This is a genomic window from Xenorhabdus beddingii (genome assembly GCF_002127545.1).
Taxonomy (GTDB): Bacteria; Pseudomonadota; Gammaproteobacteria; order Enterobacterales; family Enterobacteriaceae; genus Xenorhabdus; species Xenorhabdus beddingii.
This window is the reverse complement of sequence record NZ_MUBK01000002.1, coordinates 194,015-216,263: the sequence shown is the minus strand read 5'-3', so window position 1 is coordinate 216,263 and position 22,249 is coordinate 194,015. Positions and strand designations below refer to the sequence as shown.

The 22,249-nt window shown below is 45.4% G+C and carries 17 protein-coding genes and 1 pseudogene; 5 read left to right on the top strand and 13 right to left on the bottom strand.

The window, feature by feature from the left end; translation table 11 throughout:
* Window positions 1-65: 65 nt before the first annotated feature.
* From asnS to Xbed_RS02115, 3 genes are all read left to right on the top strand, one after another.
* A complete protein-coding gene (gene asnS / locus Xbed_RS02125) occupies window positions 66-1,466 on the top strand; it encodes an asparagine--tRNA ligase (protein WP_086111294.1) in 1,401 nt (466 codons plus the stop codon).
* A 307-nt stretch (window positions 1,467-1,773) separates the two neighbouring features.
* Window positions 1,774-2,895, top strand: coding sequence for a porin (locus Xbed_RS02120; protein ID WP_086111293.1), 1,122 nt, complete (start codon window positions 1,774-1,776; stop codon window positions 2,893-2,895).
* Window positions 2,896-3,143: 248 nt separating this feature from the next.
* Window positions 3,144-4,334, top strand: a complete 1,191-nt coding sequence (locus Xbed_RS02115; RefSeq protein ID WP_086111292.1) for an amino acid aminotransferase — start codon at window positions 3,144-3,146, stop codon at window positions 4,332-4,334.
* Window positions 4,335-4,471: 137 nt separating this feature from the next.
* Here the strand turns inward: Xbed_RS02115 and Xbed_RS02110 are convergent, their stop codons facing one another.
* From Xbed_RS02110 to aphA, 4 genes are all read right to left on the bottom strand, one after another.
* Window positions 4,472-5,104 (bottom strand): MBL fold metallo-hydrolase, encoded by a 633-nt coding sequence (locus Xbed_RS02110; RefSeq protein ID WP_086111291.1) that lies wholly within the window; start codon window positions 5,102-5,104, stop codon window positions 4,472-4,474.
* A gap of 45 nt (window positions 5,105-5,149) precedes the next feature.
* Window positions 5,150-5,698, bottom strand: a complete 549-nt coding sequence (gene mepK, locus Xbed_RS02105) for a peptidoglycan L,D-endopeptidase MepK (RefSeq protein ID WP_086111290.1) — start codon at window positions 5,696-5,698, stop codon at window positions 5,150-5,152.
* A 415-nt stretch (window positions 5,699-6,113) separates the two neighbouring features.
* A complete protein-coding gene (gene ldtD / locus Xbed_RS02100) occupies window positions 6,114-7,835 on the bottom strand; it encodes a L,D-transpeptidase (RefSeq protein ID WP_086111289.1) in 1,722 nt (573 codons plus the stop codon).
* Between the two features lie 257 nt (window positions 7,836-8,092).
* A complete protein-coding gene (gene aphA / locus Xbed_RS02095) occupies window positions 8,093-8,806 on the bottom strand; it encodes an acid phosphatase AphA (RefSeq protein WP_086111288.1) in 714 nt (237 codons plus the stop codon).
* Window positions 8,807-9,052: 246 nt separating this feature from the next.
* On the opposite strand from aphA, the pseudogene Xbed_RS02090 reads away from it, so the two are divergent.
* Window positions 9,053-9,133, top strand: a pseudogene (locus Xbed_RS02090) (IS1 family transposase); the annotation flags it as partial.
* Between the two features lie 61 nt (window positions 9,134-9,194).
* On the opposite strand, the gene Xbed_RS02085 reads toward Xbed_RS02090, so the two are convergent.
* From Xbed_RS02085 to cmoM, 5 genes are all read right to left on the bottom strand, one after another.
* The gene (locus Xbed_RS02085) at window positions 9,195-9,782 is read right to left on the bottom strand and encodes a GrpB family protein (RefSeq protein ID WP_086111287.1); all 588 of its coding nucleotides are present in this window, start codon (window positions 9,780-9,782) and stop codon (window positions 9,195-9,197) included.
* A gap of 149 nt (window positions 9,783-9,931) precedes the next feature.
* Window positions 9,932-14,395, bottom strand: coding sequence for a chromosome partition protein MukB (gene mukB, locus Xbed_RS02080; protein WP_086111286.1), 4,464 nt, complete (start codon window positions 14,393-14,395; stop codon window positions 9,932-9,934).
* Window positions 14,392-15,114, bottom strand: a complete 723-nt coding sequence (gene mukE, locus Xbed_RS02075; protein ID WP_086111285.1) for a chromosome partition protein MukE — start codon at window positions 15,112-15,114, stop codon at window positions 14,392-14,394. Before mukE ends, mukB begins: the two co-directional genes overlap by 4 nt.
* A complete protein-coding gene (mukF, locus tag Xbed_RS02070; RefSeq protein ID WP_086111284.1) occupies window positions 15,095-16,417 on the bottom strand; it encodes a chromosome partition protein MukF in 1,323 nt (440 codons plus the stop codon). Before mukF ends, mukE begins: the two co-directional genes overlap by 20 nt.
* Entirely contained in the window at window positions 16,414-17,199 is a 786-nt protein-coding gene (gene cmoM / locus Xbed_RS02065; RefSeq protein ID WP_086111283.1) for a tRNA uridine 5-oxyacetic acid(34) methyltransferase CmoM, read from the bottom strand. Before cmoM ends, mukF begins: the two co-directional genes overlap by 4 nt.
* A gap of 199 nt (window positions 17,200-17,398) precedes the next feature.
* Here cmoM and elyC point away from each other — a divergent pair, with 199 nt between their 5' ends.
* Window positions 17,399-18,247, top strand: a complete 849-nt coding sequence (gene elyC / locus Xbed_RS02060) for an envelope biogenesis factor ElyC (protein WP_086111282.1) — start codon at window positions 17,399-17,401, stop codon at window positions 18,245-18,247.
* A gap of 189 nt (window positions 18,248-18,436) precedes the next feature.
* Here the strand turns inward: elyC and kdsB are convergent, their stop codons facing one another.
* From kdsB to msbA, 4 genes are all read right to left on the bottom strand, one after another.
* On the bottom strand, window positions 18,437-19,186 hold the full coding sequence (gene kdsB, locus Xbed_RS02055) for a 3-deoxy-manno-octulosonate cytidylyltransferase (RefSeq protein ID WP_086111281.1): 750 nt from the start codon (window positions 19,184-19,186) through the stop codon (window positions 18,437-18,439).
* Between the two features lie 3 nt (window positions 19,187-19,189).
* The gene (locus Xbed_RS02050; protein WP_086111280.1) at window positions 19,190-19,369 is read right to left on the bottom strand and encodes a Trm112 family protein; all 180 of its coding nucleotides are present in this window, start codon (window positions 19,367-19,369) and stop codon (window positions 19,190-19,192) included.
* 83 nt (window positions 19,370-19,452) lie between these two features.
* Window positions 19,453-20,433 carry a tetraacyldisaccharide 4'-kinase gene (gene lpxK / locus Xbed_RS02045; protein ID WP_086111279.1) on the bottom strand — a complete coding sequence of 327 codons (981 nt, stop codon included), beginning with the start codon at window positions 20,431-20,433 and terminating at the stop codon, window positions 19,453-19,455.
* 48 nt (window positions 20,434-20,481) lie between these two features.
* Window positions 20,482-22,230: a lipid A ABC transporter ATP-binding protein/permease MsbA gene (msbA, locus tag Xbed_RS02040; RefSeq protein ID WP_086111346.1), complete on the bottom strand. Its 1,749-nt coding sequence runs from the start codon at window positions 22,228-22,230 to the stop codon at window positions 20,482-20,484.
* Between the last annotated feature and the right edge of the window lie 19 nt (window positions 22,231-22,249).

Sequence of the window (22,249 nt, the reverse complement as noted above, 5' to 3'; positions counted from 1 at the left end):
TGGGGGGGCATTTGTGGTAAATCTATCTAATTATCTAATTCACTAATAAAAGAAGAGAGAAATTTATGAGCGTAGCGCCTGTAGTCGATGTACTGCAAGGCCGTGTTCCGGTTGACAGCGAAGTCACCGTTCGCGGTTGGATACGTACAAGGAGAGATTCTAAAGCTGGTATCTCGTTCCTCGCCGTCTATGACGGTTCCTGCTTTAATCCATTACAGGCCGTCGTTAATAATAATTTACCTAATTATCAGGATGAAGTCCTGCATTTAACCACAGGCTGTTCTGTAGAAATCACCGGGACGGTGGTTGAATCCCAAGGCAAAGGCCAGGCTTTTGAACTGCAAGCCACTAAAGTCGTTGTCGTTGGCATGGTGGATGATCCAGATACTTATCCGATGGCGGCCAAACGCCACAGTATCGAATACCTGCGTGAAGTGGCCCACCTTCGTCCACGCACGAATTTGATCGGTGCCGTTGCCCGCGTTCGCCATACTCTGGCGCAAGCCCTGCATCGCTTTTTCCATGAACAAGGCTTCTTCTGGGTCTCATCCCCATTGATCACCGCATCCGATACAGAAGGTGCCGGCGAAATGTTCCGCGTTTCCACGTTGGACCTGCAAAACCTGCCACGCACAGATAAAGGCGAAGTGGATTTCAGCCAGGACTTCTTCGGCCGTGAAGCGTTCCTGACGGTATCGGGTCAGCTAAACGGTGAAGCCTATGCGTGTGCATTGAGCAACGTTTACACCTTCGGGCCAACTTTCCGGGCAGAAAACTCCAATACCAGCCGCCACTTGGCCGAGTTTTGGATGATTGAACCAGAAGTGGCGTTTGCCGATCTGAATGATATCGCCAAACTCTCCGAAGACATGCTGAAATATGTTTTCAAAGCGGCATTGGAAGAACGTGCCGATGATCTGGCTTTCTTTGCAGAGCGTGTTGATAGTGAAGTGATTAATCGTCTGGAAAAATTTGTCGATTCTGATTTCATCCAATTGGATTACACCGATGCGATCGAAATTCTGGAAAATTGTGGACAGAAATTTGAGAACCCGGTTTTCTGGGGCGTGGATTTGTCATCAGAGCATGAGCGCTATCTGGCCGAAAAACATTTCAACGCGCCCGTGATCATGAAGAACTATCCAAAAGACATCAAAGCCTTCTATATGCGCATGAACGAAGATGGTAAAACCGTTGCGGCGATGGATGTTCTGGCGCCGGGCATCGGTGAAATCATCGGTGGTTCGCAGCGTGAAGAGCGTCTGGATAGGTTGGATCAACGTATGGAAGAAATGGGCCTGAATAAAGAAGATTACTGGTGGTATCGTGATCTGCGTCGTTACGGCACCGTTCCTCATGCCGGTTTCGGTTTGGGCTTTGAGCGTTTGGTGGCTTATGTGACGGGTGTATCCAACGTTCGTGACGTTATCCCCTTCCCACGGACACCAAGAAATGCAAGTTTCTAATGAATCAGCTTAAGAAATAAGCTAAGAGCAATCCTCCGAAAAGCCAGCAAAAGCTGGCTTTTTTCATTTCATGGCGAAAAGCGTGTGAAAAAAGTTCCCTGATATTTACATTTTGTAACATCTATTTTCACTTTGTTACCCATTCTGCACTTTTGTAGCATCTTGAGGGTAGAAAAAAAACATTACCAATGGAACACTGGACGCCGATTAATAAGACACTCGATATCCACAAATAGTTCCAAAAATTTTTAGTGTTCTATTTCTGGCAGTGGCAGGTGTCTAAATAACACCAATGAGGGTAATAATAATGAAGCGCAATATTCTTGCAGTGGTAATCCCGGCTCTGTTGGCTGCTGGTACAGCAAACGCGGCTGAAATCTTTAACAAGGACAAAAACAAACTCGACCTGTACGGTAAAGTAGACGTTCGTCACCAAATCGCAGACGAAAGAAGCGGTGAAGACGGTGATGCTTCTTACGCACGTATCGGCGTTAAAGGTGAAACTCAGATCTCTGACCAACTGACCGGTTTCGGTCGTTGGGAATACAACCTGAAAGCTCACCAAGAAGAAGGTAAACAAGATACCGCTACTCGTCTGGCTTTCGCTGGTCTGAAATTCGCTAACTACGGTTCATTGGATTACGGTCGTAACTACGGCGTAAACTATGATGTTAGCTCATGGACTGACGTACTGCCAATCTTTGGTGGTGATTCCATGACTAAGACCGATAACTACATGACCGGTCGTGCTACCGGCCTGCTGACTTACCGTAACACCGATTTCTTCGGTCTGGTTGATGGTCTGACTTTTGCCGTTCAGTACCAAGGTCAAAACAGTGAGCGCACTAAAAACAAACGTGGCGGAACTACTGCAAACGGTGACGGTTACGGTTTGGCTACCACGTATAACGTAGGTTACGGTATCACTGTGGGTGGTTCTTATGCTAATTCCACTCGTGCAAACGGTGACTGGGATAAAAGTTATGCTCACGGCGAACGTGCTGAAGCGTGGAACATCGGTGCTAAATACGACGCTAACAACGTCTACCTGGCTGCAATGTACGGCGAAACCCGTAACATGACTAATGGCTCTGCAAACATCAAAATCGATGATGAATACTATCCAGCTAAAGGCGTTGCTAATAAAACCCAGAACATCGAAGTGGTTGCACAATACCTGTTCTCTGACTTAAACCTGAAACCATCTCTGGCTTACGTTCAATCCAAAGGTAAGGATCTGGGACGTAACGACGGTGCCAAAGGTTACAGCGCTGATCTGGTTAAATACGTTTCAGTAGGTACTTACTACTACTTTAACAAAAACCTGTCTACCTATGTTGATTACAAAATCAACCTGCTGGACAAAAATGAAGGTAAAGACACTGGTGCTCGCAACGTATTCGGTGTTGGTCTGACTTATCAGTTCTAATCACTGCTGATAAATTGTTTGGCGAAAAGCTAAACACCTTTATCGTAGAAAAAGCAGCGCTCCGGCGCTGCTTTTTACATTTTACCCCGCTGTTTTTTCAGGCTCTTTTTTTCACTCCGTAAACTACTTCACAAGATTTTATTCTTTTTGCTACAAGTGGTTGGCAAACTGATGCCTTAAGGTTACCCTGAGCAGCGTATAAGTTATTTTATTTTGGGCTTAACTCTCCGAGTCTTGGAATCAAAAAAATGTTTGAGAAAATCACAGCAGCGCCTGCCGACCCTATTCTTGGTTTAGCGGATAGCTTTAAAGCTGATCCACGAGACAATAAAATCAACTTGGGTATCGGAGTCTACAAAGACGAAACCGGTAAAACACCGGTCCTGACCACCGTCAAAAAAGCAGAAAAATTCCTGCTGGAAAACGAAACCACCAAAAATTATCTGGCAATTAGTGGATTACCTGAATTTGGCCGTGTTACTCAGGAACTGCTCTTCGGTAAAACCCACCCTATCGTAACGGATCAACGCGCCCGTACTGTACAAAGCCCAGGCGGAACCGGCGCACTGCGCATTGCCGCTGACTTTATTGCCAAACAGACCAGTGCAAAACGGGTCTGGATCAGCAACCCAACATGGCCAAACCATAAAGGCGTTTTCTCCAGCGCAGGTTTAGAGATCCGCGAATATAACTATTACGACGCAGAAAAACATGCCCTGAATTTCGAGGCGATGTTGGCGAGTCTGTCTGAAGCGCAAGCTGGCGATGTGGTTTTGCTGCACGGTTGCTGCCATAACCCGACCGGTATCGATCCCACGGCTGAACAGTGGCAAAAACTGGCGGATTTATCTGCGGCAAACGGCTGGCTGCCTGTGTTTGACTTTGCCTACCAAGGTTTTGCCAAAGGGCTGGATGAAGATGCAGAAGGCTTGCGTATCTTTACCCAAAACCACAATGAACTGATCGTTGCCAGCTCTTATTCCAAAAACTTTGGTCTGTACAACGAGCGTGTTGGTGCTTGCACCCTTGTTGCCGCTGACAGCGATACCGCAGAAAAGGCTTTCAGTCAGGCAAAATCCATTGTACGGACTAACTATTCCAACCCACCGGCACACGGTGCTTCCGTTGTGACGACAATTTTGTCCGACGACGAGCTGAAAGCAGAATGGGTTCAGGAATTGGCAACCATGCGTGAACGCATTCGACGTATGCGCCAACTGTTTGTCAATACCTTGCAGGAAAAAGGGGCGAAGCAAGATTTCAGCTTTATTATTACTCAAAACGGCATGTTCTCATTCAGCGGATTGACGAAAGAACAAGTTGATCGCCTGCGTGAAGAATATGGTATTTACGCAGTTAGCTCCGGTCGCATCAACGTAGCGGGTTTGACGCTGGAAAACATGGTTCCTCTGTGTGAAGCCATCGTTGCAGTGCTTTAATTTATCCCTGAGCTAATTTGTGAATGGAGACTAACTTGTAAATGAATAAGTAATCTCTATTCCCCAAAAAGCCGCTGAAAAAAAGCGGCTTTTATCTTCTTGCACTATTTTTGCGTTTCCGACAAAAATATTTTCAATCAATCTTGCAAGAATGGGTTAGTTTTCCGCTCGTGTCCCAATGTTGACATCGGCCCGTGGCCGGGAATAAATTGATAATCATCCCCTAACGGCAGAACTTTTTCCTTGATGGATTGAATCAGTGCATCATAATTTCCGCCGGGGAAATCAGTACGACCAATACTCCCCTTAAACAGCACATCACCCATTGAGATTAATTTATCAGCGTGGTTAGTCAGGATGATATGCCCCGGTGTATGCCCCGGACAATGTAAAACCGATAACGCCACATTGCCAACCTGCAACGTATCCCCTTCATCCAGCCAACGATCAGGTGTGAAAGACGGGCATGGCTCAACACCAAACATTTGGCATTGGATTTCCAAACCTTCTATCCAAAAAGCATCCCCCTTATGTGGCCCGTAAACAGGTACATCAAAATGGCTGGCGACTTCAACCGTCGCACCAACATGATCATAGTGACCATGTGTCAGCAAAATTTGGGTTAATTTCAGTTCACGACGCTCTATTTCAGCAATAAGTTGTTCGGCGTTACCGCCGGGATCGACAATCGCCGCTTCCTGAGTTTCTTCACACCAAATCAAAGTACAATTTTGCATCGCCATTGTGACGGGGATAATGTGGTATTTCATTATATTGTTTAACTCCACAATCAAGACTCATTGTTGGTAATAAGATTACCACGTCCTGACCGGGCCTGTATCAATATGAATAAAATTACTCTTTGGATAAAACCCTACCCCCCCTGCCCGCATTTTTAGTGCAGCCTTACGAATATGTGCGAGCTGAATACCATCAATGTGAAAATCCATGGCTTGCCCACGGGTATGATAACTCTGTTTTGCCACGCCACCGCTGGCCTGACGCAGCATGTTATTTGTCGTCAGGGAACGATAACCAGAAACAAGCTGAACAGACTTATTTATTCCCATCATCATCTGCAATAAATAAATTTGATCAAATAATTTGGGATCAATCAGTTTGACCTTATTTTGACGAAAATCGCGGAATAGATAATTCAGGCGAGCTAATTCTGGTTTGTTATAACTGTGCCCATCAAAAAATTCAGCTTTAAGTGTTTCTCCCGTATGCAGATTATCAAAACGTAAGATTCGAGGACGCGGAGTCATCAATGCAGCCAAAGCGGGTTGAGGCAATAAACCTAATCCCAACGCAGCCACACTAACACCGAGCCACTTTCGGCGATTGTGGTCAATTTTATTCATGGGTAATATGCCCTGCTATTCTATAAGATCTATTAATAAGTTATAAACTACATTAACAATTGAGTTTAACCAATTAATGAGACATCAACAAATAAAAAGTAGTTTCACTTATTTTTGTATATTACTGTAAATTCACCAGCCCATAATTGTGATCAATCTAACATAATTTAAATCACATTAAATATAAATAAAACTTTAATGATGTTATGTTTTGGAAAATGTCTTCCATATGAATCATGAAAATCTATCAATAACAGATAAAATCAGTTCATTCAGGAAGCCTGATAGTCCGAAAAAAACCGCAAAAATAATGAGTAATATAAAATAACGGTGAAGAGAATATTCCATTCTTCACCGTTTATAACATAGATATCAATGTCAAACTATGCCTTTATCAATGATCAATAGTGACTGATCATGATAAATCCTTTCTCGCAGCCAAAATCTTGGATAACCATTCAGAGGGTTGCCTGGCATTCATATCATAGCCGTAGATATCTGCCCGGTATTGTGGCACTCCTCCTTCATCAACCCACGCGGTTTGATAATAGAGAAAAACCGGGATTTTTTGGGGAATATTAACATACTTTGTTCCCCATGTTTTCAATGAACCTTTGACCTTATCTTTATTCCAACCGGCATCGCCTAACAACATATTCGCTAATTCAGGGGCTTTATTGACACGCACACAACCTGAACTGACCGCCCTCATTTCCCGACTAAAGGAAGCCTGATTTGGCGTATCATGTAAATAAATGGCTTCTGAATTTGGCATATTAAATTTGAAACGCCCCAATGAATTAGTTGGGCCAGGTGCTTGCCTTATACGATAAGGAAAATTATCCGGTGTGATTACCCCCCAATTAATTGATAAAGGGTCGATAACTTTGGCATCATTGCTCCAACTGGAAAAAACGGTATAACCACGAGTGCGGAAATAATTTGGATCACGCATCGCCCTTGGCGCAATATCTTTACGTGTCATGCTAGTCGGTACCGTCCAAGGCGGATTGATCACGACATTATTTAACTGGCTGCTCATGATGGGCGTTTTGCGACTGGGGCGTCCAACAACGACTTTAGAACTTAATACTTCTTTCCCATCTGAATAATAGAAAAGTGAGTAATTAGGAATATTAACCAAAATGCCGGTAGGAATATCTCCGGGAATAATCCGTAGTCTTTGTATATTTAATGCCATAATGCGGGCGCGCATTTGGGGTGTTGTATTTAACCATATTTTCGTGGATTGACCGATGACACCATCGGCTGACAACCCATGCAGGGTTTGAAAACGTTTTACTGCAGCAGTTAACTCTTTAGCGTAAATTTTATTATCAGATTTGATCGCGGAGGGTTCCAATGTTCCTGAGCGAACCAATATTTTTCTTAATGCAATAACACTTTCACTGCTTTGCCCAGGTCTTAACGTACCTTTCAACGAAAATTCAGTCCACGGCTGCTTGTCAGCCAATTGAGCCAACATTTCCTTGCGCATATTTTCATACATAGGATGATGGGGTGATAAGGCTGTAATATAAGTGAGAGTATCATGATTATTAATATGCTGCTGCCATTTATCAATTAAGTGGGCAGGAGGTAAATCAACTTTATAAGGCGTTTTGCTATATAACCATGAATCCCCTTTTTTCTTAACTCCGTTGATAAAATGGAGATAACCTAACATCGCATCAGATAAAATAATATCTCGTCCCATATCACTTAATTCAGGGGAATCAAGTTGTACTAGCCATTTTTCAAATTGGGGCTGAAAACCCGCCAATGATATTTCAAATAATTGACTTTCAAATTGTTGAATCGCTTTTTTATCTGTCCATAACAGTTTCATTTCATTGGCAGTATATAACGTTACCAAACGATCAAGAAATACCGGTTTTACCTGTTGTGGCAACCCATTTTGTAACTGCTTTCGATTTTCACCAATAGATTTTATCGGCGAGATAGGAATAGTCTGATCAGATGAAGCAAGCGAACCTTCTTTTTTTTGCTCCCCGGCCAATTGTTGCACATCACTTGATGCCTGGTCATTTTGTTGCGTTGCAAAGGTTCCCTCTGATACCGCCAGTGCGCTACAGATAAAAGAGACTTTCAGTAATCTTACCGAGTTCTTCGCCATAACAGTTCACCTCACCTTTTATGTATGCAGCTATCCAATGACTTATTCTAATGATCTGTCGTCCTATTTTATCAGAAAAGAATAGTAGTAATTATATACATAATTACCCCTTAAGATAGGGAGCCTATCTCATCGCACCCCGTCACACCAACCAAAAGAAAATGTTCACTATTAAAAATAGGTTCATACTAATCCTAAAAAAGAAAAAGGCACCTGCAAGTGCCTTTCGTTGGAAAATATTATCTTGAAATTTCAGACTAATACTCAGACTTAATGACCACTTCTTCGCCAAACCGACCCGCTTTAGGCAAAGGCTGATAGGAAGAATTTGATGCTCTTAAGATACGAATGCCACGGATATTCAGTTCACGCGCAGCAGCAATATCCGTATCTGCATCACCATAGTAGATCTTCAGTTTATGATTTTTCATCCAGCTCACTTTATCATTTTTATTGGGTTCGTCCCCGGCAAAAATAACCTTATGCATTTTATCCGCAGGAATATGTAAACCTTCTTGTATGTACTGGGTAACAGTTTCTGTTTTGGTTTTCGTGCGCCCGGTAATAAAATAGATATCATCACCCCGTTTCAAATGCATTTGAACTAATTCAATACCGATTTTTTTCGGCATACTGAATTTGTCCCATTCATTATTCATTTTTTCCCAGAATTCAGGTCGTTTTAAGTAGCTTTCATCATTGGGGGAATATTCCAATTTTCCCCGATAAAACCCCGGACTGGAAAACAGGACGGTATCATCAATATCAAATCCAACAGCCATTGGCGGTTGTCCTGCCAAACTCTTTGCAATCTGCTTCACTGACACCCAATGAATGGCCTGACGTTGAGCTAAATCTGCTACGGTTACCCCTGAATCAACCTGCTCAGGCATAAACATTTTGGCCTGCGCCACACCGTTTAGGCCAAAAGCGAGCGCAATCGCACTGAATACTAGCGTTACTTTACGCATTATTATTCCTTTATCACATTAATCATAACGGAACGGGATAATAAACATTATGACCACATTAAAATGAGACTTACTGCACAATTACTAAAGGTTATCATTCGAGAAGAAAGGATATTTATCTTTTCATCGCTAAATACAGTGAAAATATCTAATCATCTAATATTATTAATTAATATAATGAATTAACTCTAATTCTTTTCGCTTTAAATAATAAATGTAGCTGGATAATTTTCAATAATTCATCAAAAATGGATCGGCTATTCCAAATCGGAAGAAATACACAATAAAGTGATCGGAACTTTCATTGAGCATGAATACTACGTTTAATAAGTATTAAACCATTTAATACGAGACCAGAACAATAACCAATAATAACCTTCAAACATTATTACAACAATCCCCTGCTCTGAAATATGCGCTGATAAATTTCATGCACAATTTGCTCTTTTTTCTTATTGTAATCCATTACCTGATTGACATTATCTTTAGCCGTGATCTTCGCCGCCATATATCGTTCACAATCTTCAGGGTGTTTTCTAAGCCAGTCACGAAACCAAATATGCCGAATATGTTCGGGACAGTCAGGGCCAAAAATATGGAGATTGGTGCGGGGATTAGCCAGACGAAAGCATCGGTGCTGATAAAAGCTCGGTTCGCGAACCGTTAAATCATAACCAAGCCGTTCCAATGCCGGAACATATTTTTCTTCTTGAGTGGGATCTTCCACAATCAGATCAATATCAATAATTGGTTTGGCAGCAAGCCCTGGAACGGCCGTTGACCCAACATGCTCAATGTTCAGGGCAATATTGCCAAGCGCTTCTTTGATAGAGAAAGAAAGCTGTTGCCATGTGGCTACCCATTCAGGATTGTATTCCACGACGTCAATCACTTCTTCAGCCGGCTTACCATGCACCCAAGGATTTTCATCAGGATCCGACTCAGGGAAAAAGATAACGTCTTGAGTATTTATCATTAACTCACTCCTTAGTTTTCTATCTTTATTTCATACCGTCAATAAGGCCGTATTAAATAACTACCCGGAAGAATTTATCTCAATTGAGGAAGCCATATTTTTAAATATGGCTTCCTGTAAAGATATAAAGACATCACCCAACGAGGGGGCTATTCTTGCAATATCGCTTGTGTCTGTGTTTGTGGCTGTTCGGCAGCCGGAATATCTTGCCCGAAGCCTCGCAACCCAACAACATGGACATGTTCTTGATTATTGAAAATCTTCCGCACCAGTTTATAGGTTGTCCCTTTTTCCGGACTGATATTTTCCGGGGCCGCTATAATTAACTGCATCTGTAAGCGCTCACAGAGTTCAAACAGCGTTGCAATGGATTTTGCATCCAATCGGGCAGCTTCATCAAGGAACAGCAGTCGGCAAGGTGAAATATCTTTGCCCCGCAGGCGACGGGATTCCTCTTCCCAGCTCTGTACGACCATCACCAAGATGGACATCCCCGTACCGATAGCTTCCCCCGTAGAAAGCGCGCCACTTTCCGCTTTCAGCCAACCATCCGAACCCCGATTGACTTCAACATCCAATTCGAGGTAATTACGGTAATCCAGCAATTCCTCACCAATGGTTTGAGGCAGGCGCTGCCCCATATCAATCTGTGGGTTCAAACGCTGGTAAAGTTTCGCCATCGCTTCTGAGAAGGTCAAACGCTGGCTATTGAACAGGTCCTGATGTTGCTCCTGTTGTTCAGACAGAACCTCCAACAAGAGAGAATGGCTCTCACGCACGTTGACATTCAGGCGCACGCCGCCAACCTGCCCAAAGGAGACCGCCTGCAACCCTTGGTTCAGCATACGGATGCGATTCTGTTCACGCTGGATGGTCTTACGAATGATATTGGCCACACTTTTGGAGCTGATCGCCAATTTCTGTTCACGCGCGGTCAACTCTTCGGTCAGACGTGCCAGCTCAATTTCCATCTGTTCAATGGCATCAACCGGATCATCGGTTCGAATGATATCCTGACGAATGCGCTCACGCAGATGTTGATAAACCGCAACAAAAAATTGAATTTTACGTTCAGGGCGTTTCGGGTCCTCAGACAGGCGTAACGCATCACGCAAATGTTCATTATCAGCGACCGCCAGACGCAACGCCCCCAGCGCTTTATCCGACATTGAACGTAAATCATCCCCATCCATATAGGCCAATTCACGGCGATGCAAACGGCGCTCAACCCCATTATCTTTCACCATGCGCATCACCGCACACCAACCCGCCTTCGCAGAAACTACCTGTTCACGCTTCTGGTAATAATCACGCTCAGATTTGCGCAGTTTCTTCTGGAGGTTGTCCATTTCCGCTTCACAGAATGCGATTTGTTTCTCAAGCTGGTTGATGCGGGAACGGTTGGTACTCACGGCAGCATGAAGCTGATCACGGCGTTCACGAGCCCGGCTTTCTGCGTTGGCATCTGCCTGAGCACCAATATCTTTCATCTCCTGCTCAAGTTCTTTCAGCATATCCTGCTTGGTGTCATAAGAACTTTTCAGAGAGGCCAACACTTGGTTGAACTGGGCAAATTGTGACTGCTGCTGACGCAATTGTTCACGCGCACGACGGCGATCAGATTCGGCATGTTCAAGGCGCTGACGCAGTTTGTCATTCAGGTCAGCATTTTCGTTGAGCATTCCGGCCGAATCACTGTAACTGAAATGGGCACGGCGCTGTACGATTTCTGTCAGGGCAAAGGCTTGCTGCTTGGCTTTATTCTGGCTGTGTTTTGCTGTTTCATAATCTTTCTGCAATTGCTCATGCTGCTGTGGGTCGCTTTGCAAAACAGCAACCAACGGCTCAAGTTTCGTCAGTGTATTGCCATACTGTTGCAGGTATCGCGCGGCGTCCTGTGCTTCATTCATTTCTTCACGAACGGTTTCCACCCGGTCAATCAGCGTTTCATCCAGCAAGATCGCGATTTGTGGGATCAAACGATTCAATGCTGACAAACTTTCTTTTACCTGAACCAGTTTTTGCTGGTGCTGCTGGGTCTGAGTCTCAAATTGGGAAAGTTCACGCTCCAGCTCAATCCGACGCGGGTTCAGGCTGCGGATCTCCGCTTCCGGATCATCATCAAACGCAACAGCAAGGTGTTGGCCCACAAAACGGCTGAATGCTTGATGTGCACGCTGAATTTTCTGAACATCAAATGAGAGTGTCGCATAACGCTCGGCCAGCGTATCACGCTCAAGGCTGAGGGCTTCCAGACGATTTTCCCTTGCCGCCCGTCCAAACAACGGAACGTCAGGATAACGCGAGTAACGCCACTGACGTTCCGATGATTTCACCAGAACCGCCTTATCCTGCTCTTCGGAATGGAATACGCTGTCATCAAAAGACTGCGGATCACCTTCGATCAAATAGAGATCTTCCGGACAATCTTCCAATCCTTCCAGATGTGGGCGAACCAGTGAGAGGTCAGGCACCACGATCCCATGACGTGCCGGGCCATACAGCGCAGAGAAATAAGGTGCATCATCAAGGGTAATGTCGTCATAAATTTCTGATAGCAAAACACCACCGAAACGTTCCGCCAATGCAAGCAATCGCCCATCTTCTGCCCCGCTTGGCTGGTTCAGCCGCTCGATCTGCTTTTCCAGTTCGCGTTTCTGGGCGGCTACGTCGTCACGTTCAACCGTGATTTCACGCTCTTGCTCCAGCAACTGCTGCATGTATTCCGTCACATCATGACTACTTTCGAACGTTTCATTGCTTTGTTCACAAAGCTGGTTCAGTGCTTCTTGTGCGGCCAACCACACGGGTGCACGCGCAGTCAATCCCTGAATTTTCTGCTTGAGCTGTTCAAACTCCTGGCGCATTTGTATACGGCGTTCGCCGCTTTCATTGGCACTCAGGCTCAATGCTTCCAACCGGGCTTCTAATTCACTCTGTAACGTTTCTAAATCTTCCGCTTGATATTGTTGGTTATGACGCTTACAGAATTCTTCCAGCAAACGTGCTGCACTCTGCTGGCTGCTCAGACGTTGTTCCCATTCTGCCAATTGGATACGCAGCGGTTGAACGCGCTCAGCCAGATGGCGTTGGGATGGCCATTCACGCAATAATTCACGCGCTGTTTGCCATGCTTCACTGCGGCTCACTTCACCGACGATGTTTTTTACCAGTTGATAAGCCTGCTCGAACTGATGATGGGCCGCATCTGCGACACTCAGCTTCTGTTCCAGTGCCAGCAAGGTTTCTGTCGCTTGCTGTGCTTTGGCCTGATAGGTTTCCTGCCACTCGTCAGCATTTTCTATTGAGAGATCCGGAAGCTGGCAAAATTCACGGGCGCGCTCTAAGGCTTGCAGCGCCTGCTGATATTGAATCGCACGGGTTTGCTGGACATCCAAAGCCTGCTGGTAATCAGCAAGCTGACTTTTTAACTCATCAACTTCCTGTTCAGCCGCTTCAGAAACCGCTTCATATTCTGCCTGTTGCTCTTTCGCCTCTTCTACGACTTCACTTTGCTCTTCCAGCCGATAAGTCAACTCTTCAATATCTGATTGATAGCGATCGATTTTTTCCTGCTGACGCATCGCACTCTGAACCAGATTCAGATGATCGCTGGCCGCCTGATAATCCATTTCTAAGTCAGAAGAGGCACCACTTTGTTCTGCCAGTTCCCGTGCCATGTCAACATGGCGATATTGCTCTGCGACCAATTGGCGCCGACTGCCAAATAATTCACTGCGCAAAGCCAACGCTTCATCCAGATGGACACGGCGTTCATTGGCATGGCGCATATAATCCGCAGAAACATACGCCGTCGCTTCTGTGATGAGGTGCTTGAAAAGATCGCGGTCGGATTGGGTGACGCGGATGGCTTCCAAGGTGATGCGGTTTTCACGCAGCGCCGCTTCCATATCCTGAAACGCTTTTCTGACTCCGCTGTTTTCCGGCAATAAGTAATCACGCAATGAGCGGGTAATCGCGCTGGAGATCCCGCCATACAGCGAGGCTTCTATCAGGCGGTAAAACTTGCTGCGATCGCTCGATGAACGCAGACGCCGTGGGATGACACCCAAATCAAACATCAGGGAGTGGTAATCCGTAATCGAGTGAAACTGTTTGAACTGAACGCCTTCCATCTCATCAAGGCGCTCTTTCAGCTCATTTAAGGGCAGAACCCTTGCCTGACGTTCGTTGACATTCTCCGTCAATAACTGTGTCGGCAGAATAGAGGCCGGCACCCCCTGAATCATAAAGGGTTTGATATCCACTTTACGATCACGCCCGGCAACCTGCTGTAGGCGAACCCCGGCAATGATCCTTTGATGGCGGGAGTTCACAACATCCAGCGTAGAATAACAGACCCCGGCACGCAGTTTACCGTGCAGGCCCTTGTCACGTGAGCCGCTGGTTGCGCCTGCTTCAGTGGTATTGCGGAAGTGAAGTAACGTTAAATCCGGGATCAATGCGGTGACAAATGCCGCCATCGTGGTGGATTTACCCGCGCCATTACCACCGGATAACGTCGTCACAAGCTCGTCGAGATCAAACGTTCTGGCAAAAAAGCCATTCCAGTTAACTAACGTCAGTGAGCGAAATTTACCGCGTTCAATCATGACTGCTCATCCTCCGCACCTTCTGCTGAATGCCCTGGTGCTTCTTCATGTTCATTATCTTCCTGCGATGCTTCCCGCTCCACCGGCATGGCTTCACCGTCACGGATCATCCGTAATTGTGCCTCGCGTGGGTCGTCACCGCTGCGTACATCTGCACCAAAGCGGAATACGGCTTCGGTAATCATAAATTTATTGCTGTCATTTTGCAGGAAATACACCATGCCCAAACGGCGCAGGCGGTTCAGGGAGGTGCGCACTTTTTCCTGTAATTTCTGTTTGTCCAGATCAGACCCGGTCGAACGTTGGTTCACTAATTTCATCAGCCTATTTTCATCAGCCAGTGACAACAGTTCTTCATACATTTCTTGAGAAGTGAATATCCCCTGATTGGACAGGCGCTCCGGGCTAAGATAGAGATAGCACAAGATCTTACCGACCATCATGTCCAATTCAGACAAGACAGATCGCGGGATCAGCGTTGTTGAACGGGGACGCAGGTAGAAAAAACCTTCTGGTGCACGGATTAACTCAACGTTATAGCGCGCATAAAACATTTCCAGCTCTTCCTGAAAATCCATCAGAAAAGCATGATTATCAAGATCATCCATACTGATGTGGCGACCAGCACGAAGCTGGCTGTCTAACTCAGGGAAAAGGAGGTTGGATAATGCCTGAACCAGTTTAACTGGCATAAGTTGTTCAATATGTGTCGATGACATGTGCCTGCACCTTGGCTCCGTAATCATTAATCGCTAACCATTCCGCTGGCAACCCAGAGAAGTCCGCTTCTGCAACGCCCAATCTTACTGCTTGATCCACCAAGATACGCGCCACATCAAAATGGCGTTTACGTGGATATTGAGCAAGGTAGTCACGCAGGATGGCTCCTAAATCCAGAGGAAGTTTGGCCTGTTGGTAAACTGCCAGCGCCTGCTCAATCATTTCAGCCAATTGTTCGTTAATTTCACTGAACTCTTCGTATTCCATTTCTGGCGGTAATTCTCCCATGACCTCTTCGCTGCGCAGGGTCAGCTCTTCATCCCGCATATCCAGAAAACGATCGGCATTGGCGATGGTCAGTGTCCACGGGCTGTCAAGATAGTGTTGGATGGATTGGCGAAGACGCTGGGAAAAAATGCGGTTTTTATCCATATCGATGGCGGTTCGGATAAATTTGTGGACATGGCGGTCATAGCCTATCCATAAATCAATGGCCTGCTGTCCCCAACTGATAATGCGATCCAGTTTGCTTTGGAGATCAAAAATCAGTTTATCAACCAGATCAGAGCCACCGCTATCCATATTGGCATCCTGAATGCGCAATAGATTGGCCTGCAATTTGTCACCTGCGGCCTCCAGTGTATCCTGAAGTTCCCGCAGCGTGCCGGACGTTTCGGACAACAACTGCTCACAATTGGCAATGGCGACCTGCCAATCTTGATTGAGTAGTGCGGCAATATCGGTTTTTACGCTATTTTGCTGTTCATCCATCAAGCGCTGAGACATGTCAATGCTGTCAAAAATTTCAGCCACGGAATATTTAAGCGGGGCAAAGACATTACGATGCCAATGGAATTCATCTCCCCCTTCTTCCGCCGCCTCAGCCGCCCGATGCAATTCGTTGGCAACGATGGATAGCTGCATGGAGAGGCGCAACGTGGAAAATTCACGCTGGCGAATATAATAGTCGCTGATGCCAATCCCCAATGGCGTTAAACGATAGATCGCATTGCCATCAGCCAGCTCACTGGTAAAACGGTTCAGGAGCTTCTGACGAACCATATCGTTAATGGCATTATTCGCCCTGACGGATACCGCTTCAGAAGTCTGCTCAAAACCTTTGCACACTTCACGGAAAGCGTCCACCAGCTCTCCTTCACTCATTTCACCATCAAACCGCTCACCGTTTAATACCGCAATTGCCAGTAAAAAGGCCAACCGTTCTGGTGGCAACGAAATTGAAAAATCATTTTTTCTGGCCCAGGACACAAGTTCAGGAACAGTCTGGGAATATTCACTCATAATTCGCTCTTTAAGGTCGTCTTGCGTGCCATCACATGAATGTAGCGCCCCAGGCTGATATAGGGCTCCTGTCTGCAATAACGTTGTTCAAGTTCAAGCAACGCCGGAAAATCCGCGTTTTGTAATTGGCGACTTTGCAGGTAATCGTGAAAGACCCTTACGCCTGTTTTACCGATGATTTCCATCTTGAGTTCAGTCAGCCATTGATATACCTGTTCCGGTACTAATGGGTTCTGTGGCGATAAAGAACGTTTGCGGCGACGCTGAATATTGGGTGTTGCCAAATGGAAATTACCCAAGATGGCATTACGCATGACCAACCCATTAGCATTATAAAACATTAATGAGAGTGCACCACCGGGAGTTATGATATCTCCCAATGTTGCTATTGCCTCTTTTTGGTCGGTGATCCACTCCAATACCGCATGAAACAGGATCAGATCAACGGGCTGTTCAATATGTTGGTGAATTTCCTGTACTGAACTTTGGATAAATTGCATTTGGTGGAGAACACCCCGCTGTTGTGCGTTGTGTTTCGCCCGCTGGATCATCTCTTCGGATAAGTCACAAAGTATGACCTGATGACCTAATTCAGCCAATTGACAAGCCATATTCCCTTCACCGCCCCCGGCATCCAAAATGCGTAACGGGCGTTGAGGTAAATGGTTCAGCAATTCGTTAATATCCTGCCAGACGACGGCCTGCCTGATTTTACCTTTGGATGTGCCGTAAATATTACGCGAAAATTTGTCTGCAATATCATCGAAATTGCGATCCCGCATGAAAAACTGCCCCACTTATCATCTAAGTTTAATTTATCTATTGAGTCGTTATGCTATCTACTGCTATTTTTACTGCTGCTATTTTTACTGCTGCTATTTTTTGCTACTGTTATTTTGGCACAGTAATCATTTAATTAACTACTTTTAGACTTAAATTTGACCCTGTGCGGCTATAATTCAACCAAACAAAGGCCCCTCAATGCTATTCCTGCTAAAAAAATATATCGGCTCACTATTAATGCCTTTGCCGCTGATGATTATTGCCTCTTTCATCGCTCTGCTATTACTGTGGTTTACCCGTTGGCAAAAAACGGGAAAAACTATTTTATCACTGAGTTGGCTTACATTACTTTTATTTAGTTTACAGCCTATCGCGGACAAACTCTTACTTCCTGTTGAAGGGAAATATGTTCAACGCTATGAGCCTGACGTCACACTTGACACTAGCGCTGACACGACCTCTATTATCGCGCCCGTAAAATATATTGTCGTCCTCGGCGGCGGCTTTACTTATAACCCGCAATGGGCACCCAGTGCCAACCTGACCAACAATAGCTTACCCAGAGTTACGGAAGGCATTCGGTTATATCACCTTAACCCTGGCGCTAAAATGATTTTCACCGGTGGCAAAGGCGTCAATTCAATTAGCAGTGCAGAAGTTGCCGCTATGGTAGCACAATCGATGGGGATCCCTGTAGAAGACACAATAACATTGAAAAAACCTTTGGATACAGAAGAAGAAGCGGCTGAAGTGGAAAAAGTGGTCGGGCGACAATCTTTTATTCTTGTGACTTCCGCTAATCATATGGAACGATCACTGACGTTTTTTGAACAACGTGGCCTGCACCCAATCGCAGGTCCGGCCAATCAACTGGCTGTCACAACGCCGCTGTATCCGTGGGAAAAATATATTCCCTCTTCCTATTATTTTTCACATACGGAACGGGCCTGGTATGAAACATTAGGGCGTATCTGGCAAGCCATTAAGCCTGTAACTGCAGATATGGACACTGAAAAATCAGAAAATTCCCAGCACAAAAACAGTTAAAGAGTGATCAATCGGCAGAGAACTATCACCTGATCAAAAACTATCACCTGATCAAAAACTATCACCTGACCAAAAACTATCAGCTAACAAAAAAAGAGAATGCGGGATGGCGGCATTCTCTTTTAAATCAGATCCTCTTGGTGCTCACAGCCATTCACACCAACGTCAACCCAGAAAGAAATGGAGAGATCAGAGTGCGATAAAAACTTTTCTTACGGCGTCTAAATCTTCCGGTGTATCAACACCTGCGCCGGGTGCCTGTTCCGCCTTTGCCACATGAATTTTTTCACCATACCAAAGCACGCGTAATTGTTCGAGCATCTCGATATTTTCTAATGGACTTGGCGTCCATTGCACATAACGCCGGATAAATCCTGCCCGATACGCATAAATGCCAATGTGACGCAGGAAATTGTCCCCGATCGTCTCTTTTGATTGCATAAAGCGGTCACGTTCCCACGGAATGGTAGCGCGGGAGAAATAGAGTGCGTAACCTTGAGCATCCATAACCACTTTGACAGCATTCGGGTTGAAGGCTTCTTCCGCATCTTTGATTTGCACGGCAAGTGTTGCCATTCCGGCATCACAGCCAGCCAGATTATCAGCTACTTGCTTAATGATGGATTCTGGAATGAGGGGTTCATCCCCCTGAACATTGACAATGATTTCATTATCAGCAAATTGGTATTTATCGATAACCTCAGCCAAACGTTCCGTGCCTGAATGGTGATTTTCGCTTGTCATACAAGCCTCACCCCCTGCGGCCACCACGGCATCAAAAACGTCTTGATTATCTGTCGCCACAATGACCCGATCAGCACCAGAACGGACAGCCCGTTCCATAACACGCACAATCATTGGCTTGCCATGAATATCGGCCAATGGTTTTCCGGGCAGGCGAGTTGAAGAAAAACGCGCGGGAATGATAACGGTAAACATAGGTTATCTGCTTTCCTCTGTAGGCAAAGCCCGTGCTTCATTTTCCAGCAGCACAGGAATACCATCACGGACAGGAAAAGCGAGGCGGTCAAATTTGCAAATCAGTTCAAGGTTTTCTTTATCGTAACTAAACTTGCCATGACATACCGGACAAGCAATGATTTCGAGTAAACGGTGATCCATATATCCCCCAAGTGACGGGCCTTAAATTTAATGCGATCCAGAATACCACAAGCCATGTCTCACCGTTAACTCTGTTATTTTGTTTAATATTGCATTAATGCCTGAATCTCATTCAGGACTTTTTGCCCTTTATCCTCCGGCAAAACAGCGTATACGGGTAAATACCACCAGTTAGGCTGCGCGAATTCAAAACACTTCACAGCGTCTTTTTCTGTCATCAACAAATTTTGTTCACTATCTGCTAAAGCCAGTAGCTGAGATTTGTCATAAGATTGATGATCAGCAAAAGCATGGGTTGCCTGTAAGTCCGCACCCAATTGTTGCAATGTCGAAAAAAAACGCGGTGGGTGGCCAATCCCTGCCATCGCGATTCCGTTGGGAATTTCAGTGACTTTTCGCATTTCACCTGTCAGCAAATTAACCACAGATTCCCCTCTCAACGTCATCGGCAATTCACCCGCTTGCGCCGTTCCACCATTAACAATAATAGTATTAACGGTATTCAAGCGACCGGCCAATTCCCGCATCGGTCCGGCAGGTAGCCAACAGCCATTACCAAAACGGCGGACACCATCAATCACCACAATTTCATAATCACGCTGCAAGGCATAATGTTGAAGGCCATCATCCGTAATCACGATATCAACAGCGGCATGGGTCAATAATGCCTTAATCGCATCAGCGCGTTTTGGTGCAACCGCCACAGGCGCACCCGTGCGACGATGAATTAACACCGGTTCATCACCCGCTTGTGCCGTTGTCACTCCATTTGTAACCCGTAGAGGATAATGTTCCGATTTTCCACCATAGCCACGGGAAACAACGCCCACTCGATAGCCTTTTTGCTGCAACTGCTCTACCAGCCAAATAACAACCGGGGTTTTGCCATTTCCCCCCGCCGTCAAGTTACCGACCACCACAACCGGCACAGGCGCTTGCCATGAGCGGCTCAGCCCCACTTTATAGCTTAAACGACGTAAACCGCTTATCAGCCCATAAAGGGCTGATAACGGTAATAATGCGATGTAAAGCCATGAACGGCCCGACCATATCTTTTCAATCATGGTTTTTGATCATTATTTTCGATCATTATTTTCGATCATCGTTTTTAATCATTGACCAAACTGCATCCGATGTAATTGTGCATACGCACCTCCGCGTTGCAACAGGGTAGAATGATGACCTCTTTCTATGATATTGCCATCTTCAATGACGATGATTTCATCCGCATTTTCGATGGTAGAAAGACGGTGAGCAATCACCAGTGAAGTTCTGTTTTTCTGCAATTCATCGAGTGCAGCTTGAATTGCCCGTTCAGATTCAGTATCCAACGCTGAAGTGGCTTCATCCAGAATCAGGATCGGCGAATCACGCAATAACGCACGGGCAATAGCAATACGCTGGCGTTGACCACCGGAAAGCAAGACACCATTTTCACCTATCATGGTATCAAGACCATGATCCATTTTTTTGATAAAGTCCATTGCATAGGCCATTTCCGCCGCTCTTTCGATTTCTTCCCGACTGAATTGCCCTTCGCTGGCATAGGCTATGTTATTGGCAACCGTATCGTTAAACAGGTGCACATTTTGCGATACCAGTGCAATTTGATTGCGCAATGAGGCCAACGTATATTCACGCAGGTCATGACCATCCAAGCTAATTTCTCCCTCACTCACGTCATAAAAGCGAGTGAGGAGATTGGCAATTGTCGATTTACCTGACCCTGAACGCCCAACCAATGCGATCATTTTTCCTGCCGGAATGGTCATTGAGATCTTTTTCAGGGCAGGATGATCTTTGGTGGGATAACAGAAAGTGACATCACGGAATTCAATATTGCCTTTTGCCTTTTTGACTTCCAACTTACCGTCATCTTTTTCCTGTTCCATATCCAAGATAGTAAATAAGGTCTGACACGCAGCCATACCGCGTTGGAATTGAGCATTGACGTTAGTCAGGGACTTCAATGGACGCATCAGGGCAATCATGGAGGAAAACACAACGGTAATCTTCCCTGCTGTCAACGCCCCCATAATTTCAGGGAAACTGGCCGCATACAAGATAAATGCCAGTGCAAACGAAGCAATAAGCTGAATAATCGGGTCTGAAATCGAATCAGCAGAAACCATTTTCATGCCTTGTTGACGCATATGGTTGCTGACTTTATTGAAACGTTTGGTTTCAACTTGTTGACCGCCAAAAATTAAAACTTCCTTATGCCCTTTCAACATCTGTTCGGCGCTGGTTGTCACCATTCCCATGCTGCTCTGCATATTTTTACTGATATTACGAAAACGCACGGAAACAAGGCGAATCACACCCGCAACGATTGGCGCGATCACAATCAAAATGAGGGAAAGTTCCCAACTGTAATAGAACATCAGGATAAACAGGCCAATGATTGATGCCCCTTCCCTGACGACAGTCACCAACGCGCCAGAGGAAGAAGACGCAACCTGTTCTGAGTCATATGTGATACGAGAAAGCAAGGTTCCCGTGGATTGCTGGTCAAAAAAGGAAACGGGCATCCCCATCATATGGTTGAACAGGCGCCGACGCATCTGCATAACCACTTTACCGGATACCCAGGAGATGCAATAACTTGATACAAAACCAGATAGCCCACGCAACAGCATCAACCCAATAACAACTAGCGGCATCCATTTCAATACACTAAAGTCTGCCTTGCCAAATCCCTCATCCAGCAAAGGTTTCAACAAGGAGAGCATTAATGTATCACCGGCAGCATTAATAATTAGTGCAACCGCCGCAACTAACAGCCCGACCTTAAAAGGTGTAATGATCGGCCACAATCGGCGAAAGGTCTGCCAGGTAGAAAGGTCTTTATCATTCATTATTGAGTTACCAAACCAAAAG

Coding starts and splice junctions, on each gene's coding strand:
- asnS (WP_086111294.1), top strand. CDS start 66: ATGAGCGTAGCGCCTGTAGTCGATGTACTGCAAGGCCGTGTTCCGGTT.
- kdsB (WP_086111281.1), bottom strand. CDS start 19,186: ATGTTTACCGTTATCATTCCCGCGCGTTTTTCTTCAACTCGCCTGCCC.
- mukE (WP_086111285.1), bottom strand. CDS start 15,114: ATGTCATCGACACATATTGAACAACTTATGCCAGTTAAACTGGTTCAG.
- mukB (WP_086111286.1), bottom strand. CDS start 14,395: ATGATTGAACGCGGTAAATTTCGCTCACTGACGTTAGTTAACTGGAAT.
- Xbed_RS02050 (WP_086111280.1), bottom strand. CDS start 19,369: ATGGATCACCGTTTACTCGAAATCATTGCTTGTCCGGTATGTCATGGC.
- mukF (WP_086111284.1), bottom strand. CDS start 16,417: ATGAGTGAATATTCCCAGACTGTTCCTGAACTTGTGTCCTGGGCCAGA.
- mepK (WP_086111290.1), bottom strand. CDS start 5,698: ATGAATAAAATTGACCACAATCGCCGAAAGTGGCTCGGTGTTAGTGTG.
- Xbed_RS02110 (WP_086111291.1), bottom strand. CDS start 5,104: ATGAAATACCACATTATCCCCGTCACAATGGCGATGCAAAATTGTACT.
- lpxK (WP_086111279.1), bottom strand. CDS start 20,433: ATGATTGAAAAGATATGGTCGGGCCGTTCATGGCTTTACATCGCATTA.
- elyC (WP_086111282.1), top strand. CDS start 17,399: ATGCTATTCCTGCTAAAAAAATATATCGGCTCACTATTAATGCCTTTG.
- ldtD (WP_086111289.1), bottom strand. CDS start 7,835: ATGGCGAAGAACTCGGTAAGATTACTGAAAGTCTCTTTTATCTGTAGC.
- aphA (WP_086111288.1), bottom strand. CDS start 8,806: ATGCGTAAAGTAACGCTAGTATTCAGTGCGATTGCGCTCGCTTTTGGC.
- cmoM (WP_086111283.1), bottom strand. CDS start 17,199: ATGCGGGATCGCAATTTCGATGATATTGCAGACAAATTTTCGCGTAAT.
- Xbed_RS02085 (WP_086111287.1), bottom strand. CDS start 9,782: ATGATAAATACTCAAGACGTTATCTTTTTCCCTGAGTCGGATCCTGAT.
- Xbed_RS02120 (WP_086111293.1), top strand. CDS start 1,774: ATGAAGCGCAATATTCTTGCAGTGGTAATCCCGGCTCTGTTGGCTGCT.
- Xbed_RS02115 (WP_086111292.1), top strand. CDS start 3,144: ATGTTTGAGAAAATCACAGCAGCGCCTGCCGACCCTATTCTTGGTTTA.